Origin of the sequence: Arthrobacter sp. Soc17.1.1.1 (assembly GCF_036867195.1) — a bacterium.
GTDB lineage: Bacteria > Actinomycetota > Actinomycetes > Actinomycetales > Micrococcaceae > Arthrobacter_D.
In genome coordinates this window covers 1,011,839-1,030,116 of record NZ_JBAJII010000001.1, presented here as the reverse complement: position 1 = coordinate 1,030,116, position 18,278 = coordinate 1,011,839, and the positions used below count along the sequence as shown (strand labels likewise).

14 protein-coding genes are annotated in these 18,278 nt (G+C 72.3%); 6 read left to right on the top strand and 8 right to left on the bottom strand.

Translation table 11 applies throughout. The annotated features are described in order from the left end of the window. The first annotated feature begins 5 nt into the window (after positions 1–5). Complete coding sequence (locus V6S67_RS04810) at positions 6–1,505, top strand: DUF58 domain-containing protein (RefSeq protein WP_334209161.1); 1,500 nt, start codon at positions 6–8, stop codon at positions 1,503–1,505. Then, complete coding sequence (locus tag V6S67_RS04805; RefSeq protein WP_334209160.1) at positions 1,502–3,916, top strand: transglutaminase family protein; 2,415 nt, start codon at positions 1,502–1,504, stop codon at positions 3,914–3,916. Before V6S67_RS04810 ends, V6S67_RS04805 begins: the two co-directional genes overlap by 4 nt. 106 nt (positions 3,917–4,022) lie before the next feature. Here the strand turns inward: V6S67_RS04805 and V6S67_RS04800 are convergent, their stop codons facing one another. After that, positions 4,023–5,504, bottom strand: coding sequence for an NAD-dependent succinate-semialdehyde dehydrogenase (locus V6S67_RS04800; protein ID WP_334209159.1), 1,482 nt, complete (start codon positions 5,502–5,504; stop codon positions 4,023–4,025). A gap of 231 nt (positions 5,505–5,735) precedes the next feature. Then, entirely contained in the window at positions 5,736–6,557 is an 822-nt protein-coding gene (rsmI, locus tag V6S67_RS04795; RefSeq protein ID WP_334211526.1) for a 16S rRNA (cytidine(1402)-2'-O)-methyltransferase, read from the bottom strand. A gap of 477 nt (positions 6,558–7,034) precedes the next feature. On the opposite strand from rsmI, the gene V6S67_RS04790 reads away from it, so the two are divergent. Together V6S67_RS04790 and V6S67_RS04785 are read left to right on the top strand one after the other, a co-directional pair. Continuing rightward, on the top strand, positions 7,035–8,501 hold the full coding sequence (locus tag V6S67_RS04790; protein WP_334211525.1) for a dolichyl-phosphate-mannose--protein mannosyltransferase: 1,467 nt from the start codon (positions 7,035–7,037) through the stop codon (positions 8,499–8,501). A gap of 37 nt (positions 8,502–8,538) precedes the next feature. After that, the gene (locus tag V6S67_RS04785; RefSeq protein ID WP_334211524.1) at positions 8,539–10,395 is read left to right on the top strand and encodes an AMP-dependent synthetase/ligase; all 1,857 of its coding nucleotides are present in this window, start codon (positions 8,539–8,541) and stop codon (positions 10,393–10,395) included. 25 nt (positions 10,396–10,420) lie between these two features. Here the strand turns inward: V6S67_RS04785 and V6S67_RS04780 are convergent, their stop codons facing one another. Continuing rightward, on the bottom strand, positions 10,421–11,944 hold the full coding sequence (locus V6S67_RS04780) for a TIGR01906 family membrane protein (RefSeq protein ID WP_334211523.1): 1,524 nt from the start codon (positions 11,942–11,944) through the stop codon (positions 10,421–10,423). Between the two features lie 130 nt (positions 11,945–12,074). Next, the gene (locus V6S67_RS04775; protein ID WP_334209158.1) at positions 12,075–13,067 is read right to left on the bottom strand and encodes a stage II sporulation protein M; all 993 of its coding nucleotides are present in this window, start codon (positions 13,065–13,067) and stop codon (positions 12,075–12,077) included. Positions 13,068–13,187: 120 nt separating this feature from the next. On the opposite strand from V6S67_RS04775, the gene V6S67_RS04770 reads away from it, so the two are divergent. After that, on the top strand, positions 13,188–14,030 hold the full coding sequence (locus V6S67_RS04770; protein WP_334209157.1) for an RDD family protein: 843 nt from the start codon (positions 13,188–13,190) through the stop codon (positions 14,028–14,030). On the opposite strand, the gene V6S67_RS04765 is transcribed toward V6S67_RS04770, so the two are convergent. The 4 genes from V6S67_RS04765 to V6S67_RS04750 form a co-directional block, all read right to left on the bottom strand. Further along, positions 14,027–15,313: a L,D-transpeptidase gene (locus V6S67_RS04765; protein WP_334209156.1), complete on the bottom strand. Its 1,287-nt coding sequence runs from the start codon at positions 15,311–15,313 to the stop codon at positions 14,027–14,029. The two genes, V6S67_RS04770 and V6S67_RS04765, sit on opposite strands and share 4 nt — an antisense overlap. A gap of 157 nt (positions 15,314–15,470) precedes the next feature. Next, positions 15,471–16,967, bottom strand: coding sequence for an adenosylhomocysteinase (gene ahcY, locus V6S67_RS04760; RefSeq protein WP_334209155.1), 1,497 nt, complete (start codon positions 16,965–16,967; stop codon positions 15,471–15,473). 41 nt (positions 16,968–17,008) lie between these two features. After that, complete coding sequence (locus V6S67_RS04755) at positions 17,009–17,203, bottom strand: hypothetical protein (RefSeq protein ID WP_334209154.1); 195 nt, start codon at positions 17,201–17,203, stop codon at positions 17,009–17,011. 85 nt (positions 17,204–17,288) lie between these two features. Continuing rightward, positions 17,289–17,672 carry a DUF3499 domain-containing protein gene (locus V6S67_RS04750; protein WP_334209153.1) on the bottom strand — a complete coding sequence of 128 codons (384 nt, stop codon included), beginning with the start codon at positions 17,670–17,672 and terminating at the stop codon, positions 17,289–17,291. A 217-nt stretch (positions 17,673–17,889) separates the two neighbouring features. Here V6S67_RS04750 and V6S67_RS04745 point away from each other — a divergent pair, with 217 nt between their 5' ends. After that, complete coding sequence (locus tag V6S67_RS04745; RefSeq protein ID WP_334209152.1) at positions 17,890–18,276, top strand: metallopeptidase family protein; 387 nt, start codon at positions 17,890–17,892, stop codon at positions 18,274–18,276. The last annotated feature ends 2 nt before the right edge of the window (positions 18,277–18,278 follow it).

The window sequence follows — 18,278 nt, the reverse complement described above, 5'->3', positions numbered from 1 at the left end:
AGCTGATGGCCCTTCTCGACCGGCTCCCCTCGCGCGTCCTGACGGTACGCGGATGGGGCTTCGTCCTCACCGCGGTCGTCGCGCTCCTGTCCGCCCAGGTGCTCGGCCGCCGTGACCTGCTGTACGTGGGGATCCTGCTCGCCGCGCTGCCTGTCGCCTCGATCGTCGTCCTGAGGCTCGTCAAGCCCCGCTTCACGGTGGGCCGCCGGTTCCAGCCGCAGTCCATGGAGATCGGCTCGACGACGACCGTCACGCTCTCCCTCACGGCCTCCGTGGCGGGAGGGGCGAGCATCGCCATGGAGGAGCAGCTGCCCGCGCGTTTCGGGCAGGCACCGCAGTTCACCTTCCCCTCGCGCAACCCGGCGCCGGACGGCACGTCCCTCTACGAGTACCGGCTCCGCTCCACGTCGCGCGGCGTCTACTTCATCGGCCCCGTCACCGCCGAGTTCACGGACCCGTTCGGTCTCGCGAAGTCGCGGCACGTCCTCGGCGGCGCCGACGGCCTGGTGGTCACCCCCGCCCCGCTCGAGCTGCTCGCCTCGACCCTGTCGGGCTCCCGCGGCAACGACGGCCTGGCCGCGACGCACCGCCAGGCGAACCCGAGCGACGACGACGTCATGACGCGCGAGTACCGGCACGGCGACTCCATGCGGCGGGTCCACTGGGCGGCGACCGCCCGGCACAGCGAACTCATGGTGCGCCAGGAGGAGTCGGTGACCACGCCGCAGGCCACCCTGCTGATGGACCAGCGGCACGCGAGCTTCAGCGGCGGGTTCACCGCGGCCTTCGCGGGCGACGCCACAGGCAATGGACTCTCCACCTCGCCCACGTTCGAGTGGGCGGTCACGGCCGTGATGTCCGTCAGCGCCCACCTGCTGGAGCGCAACTACGCCCTGCGGTTCCTCGACCACCAGGGCGCCCCGGCACTGCTGCACTCCCCGTCGGCACCGTTCCCGACCGACGAGGAACACCACGGCCAGGGGGCCGTCAACGGCATCGCCGAGGGCCTCGCGGCGCTCGAACTGGGTCCCGAGGGCGGGCGGCGTGCCCACCCCGAGGAGGCCCCCGGCGTGACGGCGCGGACGGGCGACGCGGTGCGCGGCGCCGCACGCCGGCTCCGCAGCGCGGCCACGGACGGCCCCCAGCACACGCCGCACGCCGCGTTCGGGGACGATCTGCTGGACAGGCTCGCGGCCACACGCCACCGCGGTCCGCTGATCGCCGTCCTCGGTACGGTCACCGCGGAGGAGGCACGGGCCCTCGGGTCCGCCGCGGACTACGGGTCGGCGTCCTACGCGCTGATCGTGACGGAGCGGCCGGCCGACGCCCAGCGGCAGCTCGACATCCTCCGCGACGCGGGATGGCAGGCGACGGCGGCCTCGCCCGCGGCCCACCTGCCCACGGTCTGGGCGGGCCTCGGGACCACCGGCGCCGCCCCCGCCGGAGCCGTCCCGACCTCCCCCGGGTCCGCCCGCACACCACGACACACTCCAGGATCGGCATGACCACGACACTCGCCCGCCCCGCGCCCGCCCCGGCCGCCGGATCCCCGGCGGCCCGGCGCGCGCCGTCCGCCGACCCCTGGCACTGGTTCGTCACCGGGGCGTCGCTGCTCGCCGTCCTCGCTGCCGGGACCGGCCTCAACGGCGTCCTCGAACCCTGGACGTGGCTGCTGCCCGTCCTCGGCACCCTCGTCCCGGTGCTCCTGGCCATGGCGCTGAGCCGGACGCTGCGCCTGAACGGCGTCCTCACGGCCCTCGTGGGTGTGCTCGCCCTGATCGGTGCCCTGACGGCGCAGTTCGTCCCCCGGCAGAGCATCCTCGGCATCGTGCCCGGGCCGGGTACCTCGCTCGAGCTCCGGCGCCTCCTCGCGCAGGCGGAGGAGACGGTCGTGTCGCAGGTGGCCCCCGTGCTGCCAGGTGCCGGCATCGTCCTGATCGTGTGCGCAGCACTGGGGCTCGTGGCCATCATCGTGGACATCCTCTCCACCACCATGCGCATGCCCGCGGCCGGCGGGCTCGGGCTCTTCGCGATCCTGATCACCCCGGCCGTCGTGAAGCCCAACGGCGTGGGGATGGCCGCCTTCATCGCCACGGTGCTGGCGTTCCTGCTGCTCCTCGCCGTGGCGCAGTGGCGGGAGAACCGCCTCGCGTCCGGTGGGGCCAGGGCGTCGTCGGGCTTCGCCGGACGCAGCGCCATCATCGGTTCGGCGGCCCTCGCCGTGACCGTGATCCTGCCGATGTTCGTGCCCGGCTTCAATTCCGGCGCCTTCCCGCAGGGCGCCCGCCTCAACGTGTGGGGCAATGCCACCGGCCTGAACCCGGCCGTGACGCTCGGCAACGACCTCCGCAACCCCACGGGCTTCGGCAGGATCGCGTACTCCACCAACTCGGACGCCCCGCTGTACCTGCGGGCCGTCACCCTGGAGAACTTCGACGGCCGCCGCTGGGAACCCGACCAGCGGCTCGACGACCGCCAGGACGGCGTCGCCGAGATCGGCAGCGAGGACGGCTCCCCCGCCTCGGCGCCCGACGGTTCCACCGTGTTCACGCGCGTCAGGACGCAGAGCTACGCGAGCCCCTGGCTGCTCTCGCCCTACGCGCCGGTGGGCATCTCCAACCTCGTGGGCAACTGGTCGTGGGACCCGGCGAACCTGTCCGTCCTCGCGACCGACGGCGGATCCACGGCGCGCCAGGACTACCTCGTGCAGAGCAGGGCCGCCGAGCTCACGCGGGAAGGCCTCGGGGCCATCGGTCCGTCGGACGACGAGGCCGTCCCGGAGGTCTTCACGCAGCTCCCGCAGGACACGCCCGAGGTGGTCCGCACCCGGACCAGCGAGGTCACGGACGAGTTCGTGAACCCGTACGACAAGGCCATCGCCATCCAGAACTACCTCCGCGGCCCCGACTTCACCTACTCGGTGGAGGCACCGGTGGACGGCGGGTACGACGGCAGCGGCATGGACGTCATGGCGCGGTTCCTCGATGCGAAGTCCGGGTACTGCGTCCACTACGCCGGCACCATGGCCGTCATGGCCCGGGCGGCGGGCATCCCCAGCCGCGTGGCCATCGGCTACACGCCGGGCAGCCCCACGGGCGACACCACGGAGGGTCCGGGCGGCACCGAGCTGCGCGAGTTCGTCGTCGACTCCCGCAACGCCCACGCCTGGCCCGAGCTGTACTTCGAGGGTGTGGGGTGGGTGCAGTTCGAACCGACGCCCTCACGCGGCGTGGTGCCCAGCTACGCCCAGCAGTCCTCCACGCCGGTGGGGCCGCGTGCGGACGACATCGACGCCCTGAACCCCGGCGCCCGCACCGACCCGGGCGAGCAGACGTCGTCGTCGGCCGAGCCGTCCGGCTCCGCCGACGGGTCGGGTACCGGACCGCAGGACGAGGCGACGCCGGCCACCGGCGCGCTCGCCCTGGCGGGCATCGGCCTGCTGGCGCTCCTGCCGCTGCTGCTCCGGAGCTCGAGGACCCGGTCCCGGCGCCGCGCCGTGACGGTCGGCGAGCTCTCGCCGGGTGCGGCCGGGGCCGCCACCGCCGCCTGGGCCGAGACGACGGAGATCGCCGGCGACTACGGCTACCGGCTCGGACCCACCGACACCCCCCGCACCTTCGCCGGTCGCCTCGCCCGGGACGCCGGGCTGGCCGGCGAACCGGTCGCCTCGCTCGGCCGGCTGCAGTCGGCCTACGAGCACGAGGAGTATGCGGACCACGATCCCGCAGCCACCGCGGGCGGTCCGGGGGCGTCGCCCGTGGCGACGCTCGCACGGCCCGCGGCAGTGCCCCGCTGGGACGACGTCGACACCGTGACGCGAGCGCTCCGGCGCGGCAGTCCGTGGGGCCGGCGGGTCAGGGCCCGCCTGTTCCCGCAGTCGCTGCTCAACGGGTTCCGGAGCGGCATCCGCCGCTGACCGGGCTCGTACCGCCGGGCACGTGCAGGGCCAACAGGGACACCGAAGGCCGGCACCCGATCGGGTGCCGGCCTTCTGCTCGTGCTGCCTGGGCCGGCTGAGCCGCCTAGGAGGCGTACGGATCGGCGATGCCGACGTACTGCGTGTACAGGTACTCCTCGATGCCCTCGGCGCCGCCCTCACGGCCGAGGCCGGACTGCTTGACCCCGCCGAAGGGTGCGGCCGCGTTGGACACCACGCCCGCATTGAGTCCCATCATGCCGGTGTCGAGGCGCTCGCCGATGCGGAGCCCGCGGTTGAGGTCGCGGGTGAAGACGTACGCCACGAGGCCGTACTCGGTGTCGTTGGCCAGGTCCACGGCCTCGTCCTCGGTGTCGAACGTGATGATCGGGGCCACGGGCCCGAAGATCTCCTCGCGCATGATGCGTGCGGTCCGCGGGACGCCCGTCAGCACGGTGGCCTGGTAGAAGTAGCCGTCCCCCGTCACGGGGGCCCCGCCGGTGAGCGTCTGCGCGCCGTCGCCGACGGCGGAGGTCACGAGCTCGTGCACCTTGTCGCGGCTCTTCCGGTCGATCAGGGGGCCGAGCTTCGAGGCGTCCTCGGTACCGCGGGCCGGCGTCATGCCCTGCATGCGCTCCGCGAGCGCCGCGGCGAAGCGGTCGGCCACGGAGGCGTGCACGATGAACCGGTTGGCGGCCGTGCAGGCCTCGCCCATGTTGCGCAGCTTCGCGAGCATCGCGCCCTCGACGGCGGCGTCGAGGTCGGCGTCCTCGAAGACGATGAACGGGGCGTTGCCGCCGAGCTCCATGCTGGTCCTCAGGACGTTCTTGGAGGCCGCGGCCAGGAGGCTGCGGCCCACGGGGGTGGAGCCCGTGAAGGAGAGCTTGCGCAGGCGCGGGTCCTCGATGAGCGGCCCGGTGACGTCACCCGCCGTCGTCGTGTTCACGATGTTGAGGACGCCGGCCGGCAGGCCCGCCTCCTGCAGGACGGTCGCGAACAGCGAGGACGTCAGCGGCGTGAGATTGGCGGGCTTGAGCACCATGGTGCAGCCCGCGGCGATCGCGGGGGCGATCTTGCGGGTGGCCATCGCCAGCGGGAAGTTCCACGGCGTGATGAGCAGGCACGGGCCCACGGGCTTCTTGCTGACGAGCAGGCGGGACTTCCCGTCGGGGGACGTGGAGTAGCGGCCCGACGCGCGCACCGACTCCTCCGAGAACCACCGCAGGAACTCGGCGCCGTACGTGACCTCGCCGCGCGCCTCCGCGAGCGGCTTGCCCATCTCGAGCGTCATGAGGAGTGCGAACTCGTCGGCGCGGGCCGTGACCAGGTCGAAGGCACGCCGCAGGATCTCGCCCCGCTCGCGCGGAGCGGTCCGCGCCCAGTCGGCCTGCGCGGCGACCGCGGCGTCCAGTGCGGCCATGCCGTCCTCGGGGGTGGCGTCGGCGAGCGTCCGCAGGGTGCTGCCGGTCGCGGGGTCCTCGACGTCGAACGTGGCACCGGAGGACGACGCCCGCCACTGCCCGCCGATGAAGAGCCCGGTGGGCACCTTGTCGAGTACTGCCTTCTCCTGGTCGGCGGTGACGGCCATTGTGAGCTCCTTCGCGAAGATCCTGCGGGTTCGGTACTGGGGGTCGTTACTGGGTGTTGTTACCGGGTGGTCCGGTCCCGGGATGCGGGGCCGGCGTGCCGGTCGCCCCGCGCGGGGGCATCCCGCTCACGCTAGACCCGGCGGAGAAGGGGTGTCCAGTGAAGGCTGCACTCCGGAAGTGCTCGCGCATTGGGCGACTGCACAGGCCGGTCGCGCGTCGCCGCGGGCGGATCAGCGCGCGGCGATGACCGCCGCATACAGTTCCCGCTTGCTGACCCGGCTCTCCGCGGCCACGGCCGCCACGGCGTCCTTGAGCCGCATCCCGCCGGCGATCAGGGCGTTGACATCGACCACGTGGTCCTCCGGCCGGGACGGCGCGGCCTCCGGCGCACCGGCGACGACGACGGCGATCTCACCCCGGACCTCACCCTCCTGGGCCCACTGGAGGAGTTCGAGGAGCGATCCGCGGATGACCTGCTCGTACACCTTCGTGAGCTCCCGCGCCACAGCGGCCGGCCGCTCGGAGCCGAAGGTCTGCTGCAGCGAGCGCAGCATCGCTTCGAGGCGGTGGGGGGCCTCGAAGAACACCATGGTGCGGCGCTCCGCCGCGAGGTCGATCAGGCGCGCCGTCCTGAGTCCCGGCTTCCGCGGCAGGAACCCCTCGAAGCAGAACCGGTCGGTGGGGAGGCCGGACAGCGCGAGCGCGGCGAGGACGGCCGAGGCGCCCGGCACCGCCGTCAGGTCGATACCCTCCGCGACCGCCGCCTCCACCAGGCGGTAGCCCGGGTCCGACACCGACGGCATGCCGGCGTCGGTCACCATGAGCAGCGTGGCACCGTCGCGCACCAGGTCCAGGAGTTCGGGCGTCCGTTCGGTCTCGTTGTGCTCGTGGTAGCTGATCACGCGGCCCGAGACCGTGACGCCGAGCGCCTGGACGAGCCGGTGCAGTCGGCGTGTGTCCTCGGCCGCGACGACGTCCGCGGTGCGGAGCAGGCCGATCAGCCGCTCGGTCGCGTCGCCCATGTTGCCGATCGGTGTCGCCGCCAGGACGATCCGTCCCCGGCCGCTGCCGTCGCCCGCGGTGCCGCGATAGGCCGTCCCCGGGACACGGGCGTCCTGCTCCGCGGCGTCGGCGTCCTGCTCGTCGAGCCCGGTAGCGGGGTCCGCGGGATCGTCGGGGCCGTCGTCGTTCCAGTCCCTGTCCTCCCGGGAGGTCTCACTGCGCGTGTCAGGGGTCGCGGCGTTGCGTGGCTGGTTCACCGGACCAGCCTAGCCGCCCCGGCCACCACCCTTAGGGGCCTGTGGGCCGCGGCGGCGGCCACCCGTCCCGGCGTGCGGGGCGGGCGCAGGGTCCGCCGGTAGCATGACAGGGTGAGCCACACCGCCGTCCAGCCCCGACCGGACAGTCCCCCGCCGGGCGGCTCCTGGATCGTCGCTCCGCTGCGCGCCTACACGCGCGCCGACCTCACCGCCCGTCTCCTCGGCGCCGCGGGGCCCGGCGGAGCGCTCCGCTGGATCCTGCCGCTCGCCATGGCGGTGCTCGCGGGGATCCTGCGCTTCGTGCGGCTCGACGAACCCGGGTCGCTCGTGTTCGACGAGACGTACTACGTCAAGGACGCCTACTCGATGCTGCAGTCGGGCTACGAGCGCGAATGGCCGGAGGACGCCAACGACTCCTTCAACGCGGGCAACCCCGGCGTGCTCCTCGACTCCCCCGACTACGTGGTGCATCCGCCGCTCGGCAAGTGGATGATCGCCGCCGGCATGCTGCTGTTCGGCTCCGACAACGCCTTCGGCTGGCGCTTCTCGGCGGCGGCGATCGGCACGCTCTCGGTCCTCCTGCTGGCGCTCGTGGCCCAGCGCATGTTCGGGTCCGCCCTGCTCGGCGCCGCCGCGGGGCTGCTGCTCGCCGTCGACGGGCACCACCTCGTGGAGTCTCGGACGTCGCTGCTGGACATCTTCCTCAGCTTCTGGCTGCTGGCGGCCTTCGCGGCCCTGCTCCTGGACCGCGACGACGGCAGGCGCCGGCTGGCGGCACGGCTCTCCGCGACGGCGGGCGACGACGGCATCCCCCCGCCGGCCCGGCTGGCCTACGGGCCCTTCCTCGGGTTCCGTGCCTGGCGACTGGTGGCCGGGCTCTGCCTCGGCCTCGCCCTCGGGACCAAGTGGTCGGCCCTCCCGTTCATCGCCGCGTTCGGCCTGCTCACGGTCGCCTGGGACCTGAGCTCACGCCGCATCGCGGGGGTGCACCACTGGTTCCGTGCCGGGGTGCTGAAGGACGGTCCTCTCGCCTTCGCCTGCATCGTCCCCGTGGCCCTGCTGACCTACCTCGCCACCTGGACGGGCTGGTTCCTCTCCAGGGACGCGTACGACCGCACCTGGGCGGAGCGCAACCCGTCGGAGCAGTGGGGCTGGCTCCCGGACGGGCTTCGCTCGCTGGCCGAGTACCACCGGAGTGCCTTCTCCTTCCACCAGGGGCTCGGCACGGACCACCCCTACGAGGCCAGCGCCTGGACGTGGCTGGTCATGGGGCGGCCGACGTCGTTCTTCTACGAGAAGCCCTCGGGCTGCGGTGCCGACGCCTGCTCCCAGGCCGTGACGGTGCTCGGGAACCCGCTCATCTGGTGGGGTGCGGCGCTGTCGCTGCTCGTGCTGCTCTTCTGCTGGCTGGGCCGCCGCGATTGGCGTGCCGCAGCGATCCTGACCGGCGTCGCCGCGGGCTACCTGCCGTGGTTCCTCTACCCGGAGCGCACCACCTTCTACTTCTACGCCGTGTCCTTCGAACCGTTCCTCGTACTGGCCCTCGTGTACTGCCTGGGACTCCTGCTCGGCGGACCGGACGCGGACGGCGCCCGCCGTCGGCGGGGTATCGTGCTGGTGGGGGTCTTCCTGGCGGCCGCCGTCGCGCTGTCCGCCTACTTCCTGCCCATCTGGACGGCCGAGGTCATCCCGTACGACCAGTGGCGCATGCGCATGTGGCTGCGGAGCTGGATCTAGGGCGCGGCCCCACCCACCGGAACGAAAGCGAGCAATGGTGCGCGAAGCCATCACGGAACTCCTGGTCGACCTCCCGGCGACCGACAACACCACGGACCTCCTCCTGCGGACCCACGACGCCGACCCCGGGCACGCCCTGTACGCGCTGCGGTCCGAGGGCCGGTGGCGGGACGTCTCGGCGGCGGAGTTCCTGCAGCAGGTGCGCGGCGTGGCCAAGGGCCTGATGGCGCTCGGCGTGCGGCCCGGCGACAGTGTCGCGGTCATGTCGAGGACGCGGTACGAGTGGACGCTCGCCGACGTCGCGATCTGGTTCGCCGGCGCGGTGACCGTGCCCATCTACGAGACCTCCTCCGCCCACCAGGTGGCGTGGATCCTCGAGGACGCCCGGCCCGCCGTCGTGTTCGTGGAGGACGAGGGGAAGGCCGGGATCGTGCTCGACGCCGCCGCTCGGTCCAAGCGCGCGGACACGACCACCGTCGTGTACCTGGCCGGTGGAGCCGACAGCACACCCGGGACCCCCGCTGCGGCGACGACGCTCCCCACCCTCATCGGGGGTGGCACCGGGGTGACCGACGCGGCACTCGATGCCGCCCGGAGCTCGCGCGGGCTCGCCGACCCGGCGTCCATCGTCTACACCTCGGGCACCACGGGCCGGCCGAAGGGCTGCGTCATCACCCACGGCAACTTCGCGCTCTTCGCCGTGAACACCCTGGAGTTCCTGCCCGAGTTCCTGAAGCAGGAGAACGCGCGCACGCTCATGTTCCTCCCCCTCGCGCACGTGCTGGCGCGGGCCGTGCAGGTGGTCTGCTTCACCGGCGGCATCAAGCTCGCCCACTCCGGGTCCGCGGCGCAGCTGCTCGAGGACCTGACGACGTTCCGGCCCACGTTCCTCCTCGCCGTCCCGCGCATCTTCGAGAAGATCCACGCGTCGGCCGGGCAGAGGGCCGCAGAGGCGGGCAAGGGACGCCTGTTCGCGGCGGCCGAGCGGACCGCCGTCGCCTACTCCCGGGCCGTGGACGCCCGTGGGCGCGGCGGCCGCGGCCCCTCCCCCGTGCTGCGTGCATCCCATGCCCTGTTCGACCGCCTCGTCTACCCCCGGCTGCGCGGCGTCTTCGGCGGTGAGGTGACCTACACCGTGTCCGGCGCCAGCCCGCTCAGCGAACACCTCGCGCACTTCTTCCGGGGCGCGGGCATCCTGGTGCAGGAGGGCTACGGGCTGACCGAGAGCACCGCACCCTGCACCGTGAACACCGTGCCGCTCACGCGCGTGGGGTCCGTGGGCATCCCCATGCCGGGCATGAGCGTCCGGCTCGACGACGACGGCGAGGTGCAGGTGAAGGGGGCGGCCATCTTCGCCGGGTACCACCGCAACGACGAGGCGACCGCCGCGGCCTTCACCGACGACGGGTACTTCCGCACGGGCGATCTCGGGTCCCTCGACGAGGACGGCTTCCTGACCATCACGGGCCGCAAGAAGGATCTGCTCGTGACGGCCGGCGGCAAGAACGTGGCGCCGGGTCCGCTCGAGGAGAAGCTCCGGGAGCACCCGCTCGTGGCGCAGGCCGTCGTGGTCGGCGAGGGCAGGCCGTTCATTGGCGCGCTCATCAGCCTGGACCGGGAGGCGCTGGAGCCGTGGGCCGCGGCTCACGGGAAGCAGGGGCTGGCCTCCGCCGACGCCGCCCGCGACCCCGAGGTCCTGGCGGACTTGCAGACCGCCGTCGACGCCGCGAACGCGACCGTCTCGCGGGCCGAGCAGATCCGGCGCTTCACGGTGCTGGATGTCGAGTTCACCGTGGAGTCCGGGCACCTGACCCCCACGCTGAAGCTGAAGCGCGCCGCCGTCGTCGCCGACCATGCGGACGCACTAACGGAGCTGTACGGAGCGGCGCGCTAGACCCGGGCACCCGGCCCGGGCGGGGTCACGAGGCGTCCAGCGCCTCACGGTAGCGGGCCTGCGCTGCGTCCTGGGCCAGCATCGAACGCTCCCGGCGGGCCTTCGTGGGCCACGTGAGGATCAGCGTGAGGAGCGTCGCGCCGAGGACCAGCACCGCGACGGTGATGGCCGAGTCGGTCCAGAACTGCTCGGGGAACAGCCGGATCAGTGTGTCGTCCACCCGGAACGTCCAGGTCCCGTCCGCGAAGAAGAGGGCATGGACCTGCGTGAAGAAGGTCTGCCAGGCCAGCACGGCGAGCACCGTCAGGGCGGCGATGCCCACGAGGGTCAGGACCGCTCCCGCGAACAGCGCCCGCCGGATGCCGCCCTTGTAGCGCCGCGCGAGGTAGACGCAGGCGAGCACCGACAGCACGAGGAGCACCAGGGCGATGAAGAAGGACAGGCCCAACACGCCCTTCACGTCCGCCATGTGCCCGACCTCCGACTCGAGGAACAGCGGCTCGCCCTCCGGCGTCACCAGCCCACCCAGGTACCGCGGGGGCGCGAGGTTCACCACGTAGTCGAGCGCGTAGGACCCGTAGGTCATGCGGTCGTCCAGCGAGAAACCGTACTGGTCGGCGGGGAAGCCGGGCCGGTGGTACTCCAGCCAGAGGAACGACGACGTGGCCACCGCCCGGACGGCCGCTGCGACCACGACGACGGGGAAGAACAGCGCGACGACGACCTGGAGGAAGCGCGCGAGGACGGGCTTGGCGGCCACGGCCTGATCGCGGACGGCCGCACGCCGCGCGGCCTCCTTGTCCGGGGGCCGGATCGAGAGCGCCGCCGTGTCGGTGGACGGTTCCCGCGATCCGGAGCCGGAGGACGCGTGGCTGCCGACGCCGGCAGCGGCCACGGCGGCGGGCGCCGGCGCCGGGTCGCCGGCGACCTCATCGGTGTCCGGGCTCGCCGCGGACCGCCCCTGGTCCGTGGGGTCGTGACTGTCGACGCGGTCCGTGTGGTCGACTACGTCCTCGTGGTCGTCGCCGTCCTCTTGGTCGTCGCCGTCCTCGCGGTCGTAGCCATCCGTGCGGTCGACGCTGTCCGTGCGGTCGACGCTGTCCGTGCGGTCGACGCTGTCCGTGCGGTCGACGCTGTCCGTGCGGTCGTAGCCGTCGGCGCGGTCGTCGCTGTCCGCGGCATCTGACGCCGTCGCCGCTGTGGAGCCGGCGACGACGGGCATCATGCGCGTCGCGGTCCCGCCGTCCTCGGCAGGGGTGGCGTGCTCCGCCGCAGCCTCACCGGGCGCGTCGTCCTCGACCGGGTCCGCGGGCGACCCGGCGGGATGCGCATTGGCGGTGGAGCGGCGGGTCTCCACGGCGTCGTCGTCCGCGATGCCCGACAGATCGGGCATCATGCCGGCCTTCCGCCGTGGCAGGTCGTGGCGCTGGGCGATGCCGCGCGCGGCCTGGTCGTCCGGGGCCGCACTGCCGGCCTGGTCGGCCGGTGCGGCCGACGCGCCCTGCTCCGGGTCCCGTGCGCCGGGATCGGTCGAACGGGTGCTGTCCATCTGTGCCACTGCGTCTCCTCGATCGGTGCCCGCCGGCGCTACGTCCGACGTCCATCGACACTACCGGGCATTCGTGCGAGCCGACGGGAGACTCCCCGCGCCGCAGTGAGCCGGCGGCCGTCGCCGGCGCTCAGGCGGTGATGACGGCCTCGCCGCGGTCGACGGCGCCGAGGTCCCCGCGGTTCCCGGCCGCGAACGCCCGCCGTCCGAGGACGAGGGTGTAGGTCCAGTAGGCCGCCAGCACCAGGACGCCGATGGTCAGGCGGAGCCACGGCGGCAGTCCGCTCGGCGTGACGAAGCCCTCCACGAGCCCGGAGACGAACAGCACCAGCACCAGGCCGAGCGCCACCGTGATCAGCGACCGCCCCTCCTCCGCGAGGGCCACTGACCGCAGCCTGCGCCCCGGCGCCGCCCAGGCCCAGAAGATGCGCAGCCCGGCGGCCGTGGCGACGAAGATCGCGGTGAGCTCCATGAAGCCGTGCGGGAGGATGTAGAGGAAGAACACGTCGAGCCGGTCGTAGGCCGCCATCGTGCCCGCAGCCATGCCGACGCCCTGCGCATTCTGGTACAGGATGAAGGCGGGCCAGATGCCGGTGACCCCGAAGGCGACGGCCTGCAGCGCGATCCAGGCGTTGTTGGTCCACACCAGCCCCGCGAAGGACGCAGCGGGGTTCTCGGAGTAGTAGTCGGTGAAGTCCTCCTCCACGTACTGGCGCAGCGCCTCGTCCGAGCCGAGGGCCCCAATGACTCCGGGCGTCGCGGCCACCCAGACCGCGTAGAGCGCGGCGACCACCACGAACGCCGCGCCGACCACGACCGTGAGCCACCGGATGCGGTAGAAGGCGGCGGGCAGTGACGCCACGAAGAACTGCGCCACGTCCTCCATGAAGTGGGACCGTGCCCCCGTGAAGCGGGTGCGAGCACGGGACAGGCGCGTGGACAGCGAGCCGGAGAGGGCACTCTCGGGGTCGACGGAGCGGATGATGGACAGGTGGGTGGACACGCGCTGATAGAGCACCAGCAGTTCGTCCGCCTCCTCGCCGCGGAGCCTGCGCCGGCCGACGAGCTCGTCCAGTCGTTGCCAGTCGCTGCGGTGCACGGCGATGAATGCGTCCACGTCCATGGGCCCACCCTATAGTTCCGGCCGGTTCCGGCGCGGGAAGCACGGGGTGGCCCTGACCGCGCTCACGGCCGTGCCGGCGATAGGCTGGCCCCGTCGCATCCAGCCGATCCAGGGGAACCCATGAGTTCAGTCGTCACCGGCGAGGCCGTCGTCCTCGAACTCAAGCCGGCGGGATTCGCCGCCCGCGGGCTGAGCGTCCTGATCGACATCACCGCGCAGGTCATCGTCGCGGTGCTGCTCGTGCTGGTGGTCGGGAGGGTCTTCGGCGGGGTCCTCGACCAGGCGCTCACCACGGCTCTCCTGCTCGTGATGGTGGTCCTCCTCCTCGTCGTCGTCCCGGTGACCGTGGAGACGCTCACGCGGGGCAAGTCGCTCGGCCGCTTCGTCATGGGGCTGCGGATCGTGCGCGACGACGGCGGCGCCATCCGCTTCCGCCACGCCTTCATCCGCGGGATGCTCGCGGTCTTCGAGATCTACATGCTCGGCGGGTCGCTGGCGTTCCTCGTGTCCCTGTTCAACGAGCGGTCCAAGCGCCTCGGCGACCTGCTCGCGGGCACCTACGCGATGCGGGAGCGCGTGGTCGCCAGGCCGCGCGCGCTCGCCGTCATGCCGCCGTCACTGCAGCAGTGGGCCGCGACGGCGGACTTCGGCCGCCTGCCCGACGCCCTCGCCCGGCGCATGTCGCAGTTCCTCGCCCAGGCGCCGCGGCTGACCCCGCAGGCACGGCAGGCACTGTCCCTGGACCTGGCCGCCGAGGCGAGCGACCACGTCTCTCCGCCGCCGCCGGTCACCACGCACCCCGAGGAGTTCCTCCACGCCGTCATCGCAGCCCGGCGCGAACGCGACTACACGGCGATGATGCGGCAGCGCGAGCGCACCGAGGCGACAGCGAGAAGGCTCCACACGCTGCCCTTCGGCAGGCGTACGGAGCCCTCGGGCGTCGAAGCTCCCAGGCAGCCCTAGGGCTGGCCGACCCATTCGCTCCAGGGCACGTTCCAGTCGCCGAAGCCGTCCCAGACGTACATGGGGCCGTAGCCGGTGTTGAGGATCTGCACCACGTCGCCCGGGCCGAAGGTGTTGTAGAAGTACTCCGCGCCCTCGGGAGACATCCCGATGCAGCCGTGGGAGACGTTGATGTTGCCCAGCGCCACCTGCGCCGCCGGCAGCGCCTCGTGGACGAACGCCCCGCCGTTGCTCAGCCGGCTCGCGTGGTTCACGACGGTGGGCGGGTAGTAGGCCGGGTCGCCGGGCTCCAGCCCGATGGACTCCGCCTTGAACTCGGTGGTCTCGTAGTGCTCCATCACCACCATGTACCCCTCGGTGGACGGCCATTCCTCCGTGCCGAGGGTGATGGGGAACGTCCTGTCGAGCTTGCCGTCCAGGTACACGTTCATCGTCTTGGTGATGTTGTCGACGACGGCGAGGCGCGTGTTGTGCGTCTTCACGGTCATCGCGGTGTCGGCGTTGCCGATCATGCCGTTGCCGAAATCGACGCCGAAGAGGTTCGAGGCCACGGTGATGGTGCTGTTCGGGGCCCAGAACGTCTCGGGACGGTACCGGACCTTCGTGTCCGACAGCCAGTAGAAGGCACCCGCCTGGCCGCTGGTGCTCGTCACCGTGATGGCCTTCTCCACCGCGTCCCGGTTGGTGACGGGCTCGCTGAAGGTGAACTCGAGGGGCTGCCCGGTGCCCACGGTGCTCCCGTTGCGCGGGAACATCGAGGCGTCGGCCTCGTTCGCGGGTTCGACGGTCGTGAAGCCGGCGGTCTCCCGCTGGGGCCGGCCGGCGGAATCGAGGACGGTGTAGGAGAACGTGTACTCGGTGTCGAACGCGAGCCGTTCCGTGGCGGTCCAGCGGGTGCCGTCCTCCGAGAGCGTGCCGGGCACGGGTGTGCCGCCGGCGCGCGGGGCCAGTTCGACGGCGTCGAGCGTGGCGCCCTCGACCGTGATGGCGGCCGCGGTGGCCGGGTTGACGGCGTAGGCCCTGTCGGTGGGGGTCAGGCCCACGGTGTACTCGCCGGCCGGGGTGCCGGGAGCCACGGGCGCCGGGGCCGCCTTCGGCTCCTGGGTCGCCGCGGGCGCCGGCGCGGACGACGGGGATGACAGAGGCGCTGCATCGTTCCAGGGTGACGCGGTGGCGATCCCCACGCCGCCTCCGACGACGACGACCGCAGCCGCGCCGACGGCCGCGATCTTCCAGCCCCTGCGGCGCGCCGCGTCATTGCCCGACTCCTGCTTCATGCGCATGCATCTGCCCTTCGATGTGGCTTCTTCCGTGCGATGCTACGCGACGGGTCCGACGTCGCAGCGCAGGCAGCGGGCTGTTTCGGCGACGATCCGGCCGCTGCCGATTCCCGCTGCCGGCGGGAACCGGCAGCGGCCGGGGAGGACCGGGACGAGCCTCCTAGTAGCGGTACTGCTCGGGCTTGTACGGCCCGGCGACGTCGAGGTCGAGGTACTCCGCCTGGCTCTTGGTGAGTTCCGTGAGCTCCACGCCGAGGGCGTCGAGGTGCAGGCGCGCCACCTTCTCGTCGAGCATCTTCGGCAGCACGTAGACCTCGTTCTCGTACTCGCGGTCGCCCTCCGCGTCCTCCTGCTCGAACTTCGTGTAGAGCTCGATCTGCGCGATGGTCTGGTTCGCGAACGAGTTGCTCATGACGAAGGACGGGTGGCCGGTGGCGTTGCCGAGGTTCAGCAGGCGGCCTTCGGAGAGCATGATGATCGAGTGCTCCGCGACTCCCGCGGCCTCGTCGGCGGGGATGACCCACTCGTGGACCTGCGGCTTGATCTCGATCTTCTCGACCCCGGGGATGCGGGCCAGCCCGGCGATGTCGATCTCGTTGTCGAAGTGGCCGATGTTCCCGACGATCGCCTGGTGCTTCATGCCGGCCATGTGGCGGGCCATGATGACGTCCTTGTTGCCGGTGGTGGTGATGAAGATGTCACCCTGGGCGAGGACGGTCTCGAGCCGAGCGACCTGGTACCCGTCCATGGCGGCCTGGAGGGCGCAGATCGGGTCGATCTCGGTGACGATCACGCGGGCGCCCTGGCCGCGGAGGGCCTCGGCCGCGCCCTTGCCGACGTCGCCGTAGCCGCACACCACGGCCACCTTGCCGCCGATCAGGACGTCCGTGGCGCGGTTCAGGCCATCGGGCAGGGAGTGGCGGATGCCGTACTTGTTGTCGAACTTCGACTTCGTGACGGAGTCGTTGACGTTGATCGCCGGGAAGAGGAGCTTGCCCTGGGCGGCGAGCTGGTACAGGCGGTGCACGCCCGTGGTGGTCTCCTCGGTGACGCCCCGGATCCCGGCGGCGACGGCGGTCCACTTCTGCGGCTCGGACTCGATGGTTGCGCGCAGCGTGTCGAGGAACACCGTGTACTCGTGCGAGTAGTCGGCGTCGCCCTCCTGCGGGTTGGCCGGCACCGCGCCGAGCGCCTCGAACTCGGCACCCTTGTGCACGAGCATGGTGGCGTCCCCGCCGTCGTCCAGGATCATGTTCGGACCGAGGCCCTCGGCCTGGCCGGGCCAGGTGAGGATCTGCGTGGCGGTCCACCAGTAGTCCTCGAGCGTCTCGTTCTTCCAGGCGAACACGGGGACGCCGGCGGGCTCGTCGACGGTGCCGTTGCCGACGACGACGGCGGCCGCGGCCTCGTCCTGGGTGGAGAAGATGTTGCACGACGCCCAGCGGACCTCGGCGCCGAGCGCGGTGAGCGTCTCGATGAGGACGGCCGTCTGCACGGTCATGTGCAGGGATCCGGCGATCCGGGCCCCCGCCAGGGGCTGGGCCTCGGCGTACTCGCGGCGCAGGGCCATCAGCCCGGGCATCTCGTGCTCCGCGAGGCGGATCTGGTGGCGCCCCGCCTCGGCGAGGGAGAGGTCGGCGACTTTGTAGTCGAACATGGTGCTGTACCTGCCTGTAGGTCGGGGCGCGGGGAGCGGCCCTATCGGGTGGGGGCCGCGCCGTCGAGCAGTTCGGCGCGGAGGAGCACCGGGATGCCTTCGTCGAGTCCGTAGGTGGGTGTCGCGCCGTCCGGCCCGGCAGCCGTGGCGCGGAGGACGGCGCCCTCCTGTACGAGCTTCGACCCGGTGACCGGGCAGCGGAGGACGTCGAGCAGCCGTGCTGGGAGGTTGGCCATGGGACGCTTTCGCTCGGGAGGGACGGGAATTGTGCACCCCAAGTCTACCGCGGGCGCACTGCCGGGCCCGACCCGGCCGGGTGCATCAGGGTTCGCGGAGGATGCGCAGGTGCCCGCGCCGGGGGCCCGTGACGCCGGCCGGCGGTTCCATGGGGGCCTTGCTGCCGCGCTTGCCCGTGGGCTGCTCCACGACCGGTTCCGCCGCCGCTTCCCGGACGGCGTCGGCGAGTGCCAGCAGGTCGTCGGAGTTGTGCTCGGGAACCGTTTCCGGGAGCGTCAGGCGGAGCACCTCCCAGCCGCGCGGCACGGTCAGGCGCTCCGCGTGCAGCGCGCACAGGTCGTAGGTGTGGGGTTCCGCGTACGTCGCGAGAGGGCCGAGGACCGCCGTCGAATCCGCGTAGACATAGGTGAGGGTTGCCACGGCCGGCCGCTGGCAGGCGGATCTGGAGCATTGACGGAGTGATCCCACGATCGGCAAGCCTACCGGGCTTCGGCCCCGGCCACCCGCAGGACGCGCACCGGCCGGCGGCCTCCCTTTCGGGCGTGCGGCAAAGAGGCGCAAGGCTTACAGTCTTTACATGCAGGATGCTTCCACTTTTTCGGTCGAGCTGACCGATCCCTCGTCCACGGAAGGACGTCCGGCACGGTCATTCTACGAACGCCGGCGCAACCGCCGCGGTCGTGGCATGCGCGGCGAGCTCCTCCCGCAGCACCTGCCGGGATCCCGGTCCCGGTCCGAGCAGTTCGACGACTGGGTGATGGAGTCCGCGCAGCGGCTCGAGCGCCTCTGGGGCGAGCGCATCCAGGACCTCCAGATCGTGGTGCAGGAGATCCCCGACGGCCTCGAGGACATGACACCCGAGACGCTCCGCGGCCTCCTCGGATCCTGCTCCCCCGCCGCGCCGGGCAGGCCAGGCGTCATCACCGTCTACCGCCACCCGGTGCTCATGGCCGCGCGGGGCGTGCTCCCCGTCAACGAACTGGTGCACGACGTCGTGGTGGAGCAGACCGCCGAGCTGATGGGTCTCGCCCCGGAGGCCGTCGACCCGGCCTACGGGCGCTCCCAGGCCTGACC

Excerpts from the sequence above, each read along its gene's own strand:
- V6S67_RS04805 (WP_334209160.1), top strand. The coding sequence starts at position 1,502 with ATGACCACGACACTCGCCCGCCCCGCGCCCGCCCCGGCCGCCGGATCC.
- V6S67_RS04780 (WP_334211523.1), bottom strand. The coding sequence starts at position 11,944 with ATGGACAGCACCCGTTCGACCGATCCCGGCGCACGGGACCCGGAGCAG.
- V6S67_RS04755 (WP_334209154.1), bottom strand. The coding sequence starts at position 17,203 with ATGGCCAACCTCCCAGCACGGCTGCTCGACGTCCTCCGCTGCCCGGTC.
- V6S67_RS04745 (WP_334209152.1), top strand. The coding sequence starts at position 17,890 with ATGCGCGGCGAGCTCCTCCCGCAGCACCTGCCGGGATCCCGGTCCCGG.
- ahcY (WP_334209155.1), bottom strand. The coding sequence starts at position 16,967 with ATGTTCGACTACAAAGTCGCCGACCTCTCCCTCGCCGAGGCGGGGCGC.
- V6S67_RS04770 (WP_334209157.1), top strand. The coding sequence starts at position 13,188 with ATGAGTTCAGTCGTCACCGGCGAGGCCGTCGTCCTCGAACTCAAGCCG.
- V6S67_RS04800 (WP_334209159.1), bottom strand. The coding sequence starts at position 5,504 with ATGGCCGTCACCGCCGACCAGGAGAAGGCAGTACTCGACAAGGTGCCC.
- V6S67_RS04765 (WP_334209156.1), bottom strand. The coding sequence starts at position 15,313 with ATGCGCATGAAGCAGGAGTCGGGCAATGACGCGGCGCGCCGCAGGGGC.
- V6S67_RS04810 (WP_334209161.1), top strand. The coding sequence starts at position 6 with ATGGCCCTTCTCGACCGGCTCCCCTCGCGCGTCCTGACGGTACGCGGA.
- V6S67_RS04775 (WP_334209158.1), bottom strand. The coding sequence starts at position 13,067 with ATGGACGTGGACGCATTCATCGCCGTGCACCGCAGCGACTGGCAACGA.
- V6S67_RS04790 (WP_334211525.1), top strand. The coding sequence starts at position 7,035 with ATGGCGGTGCTCGCGGGGATCCTGCGCTTCGTGCGGCTCGACGAACCC.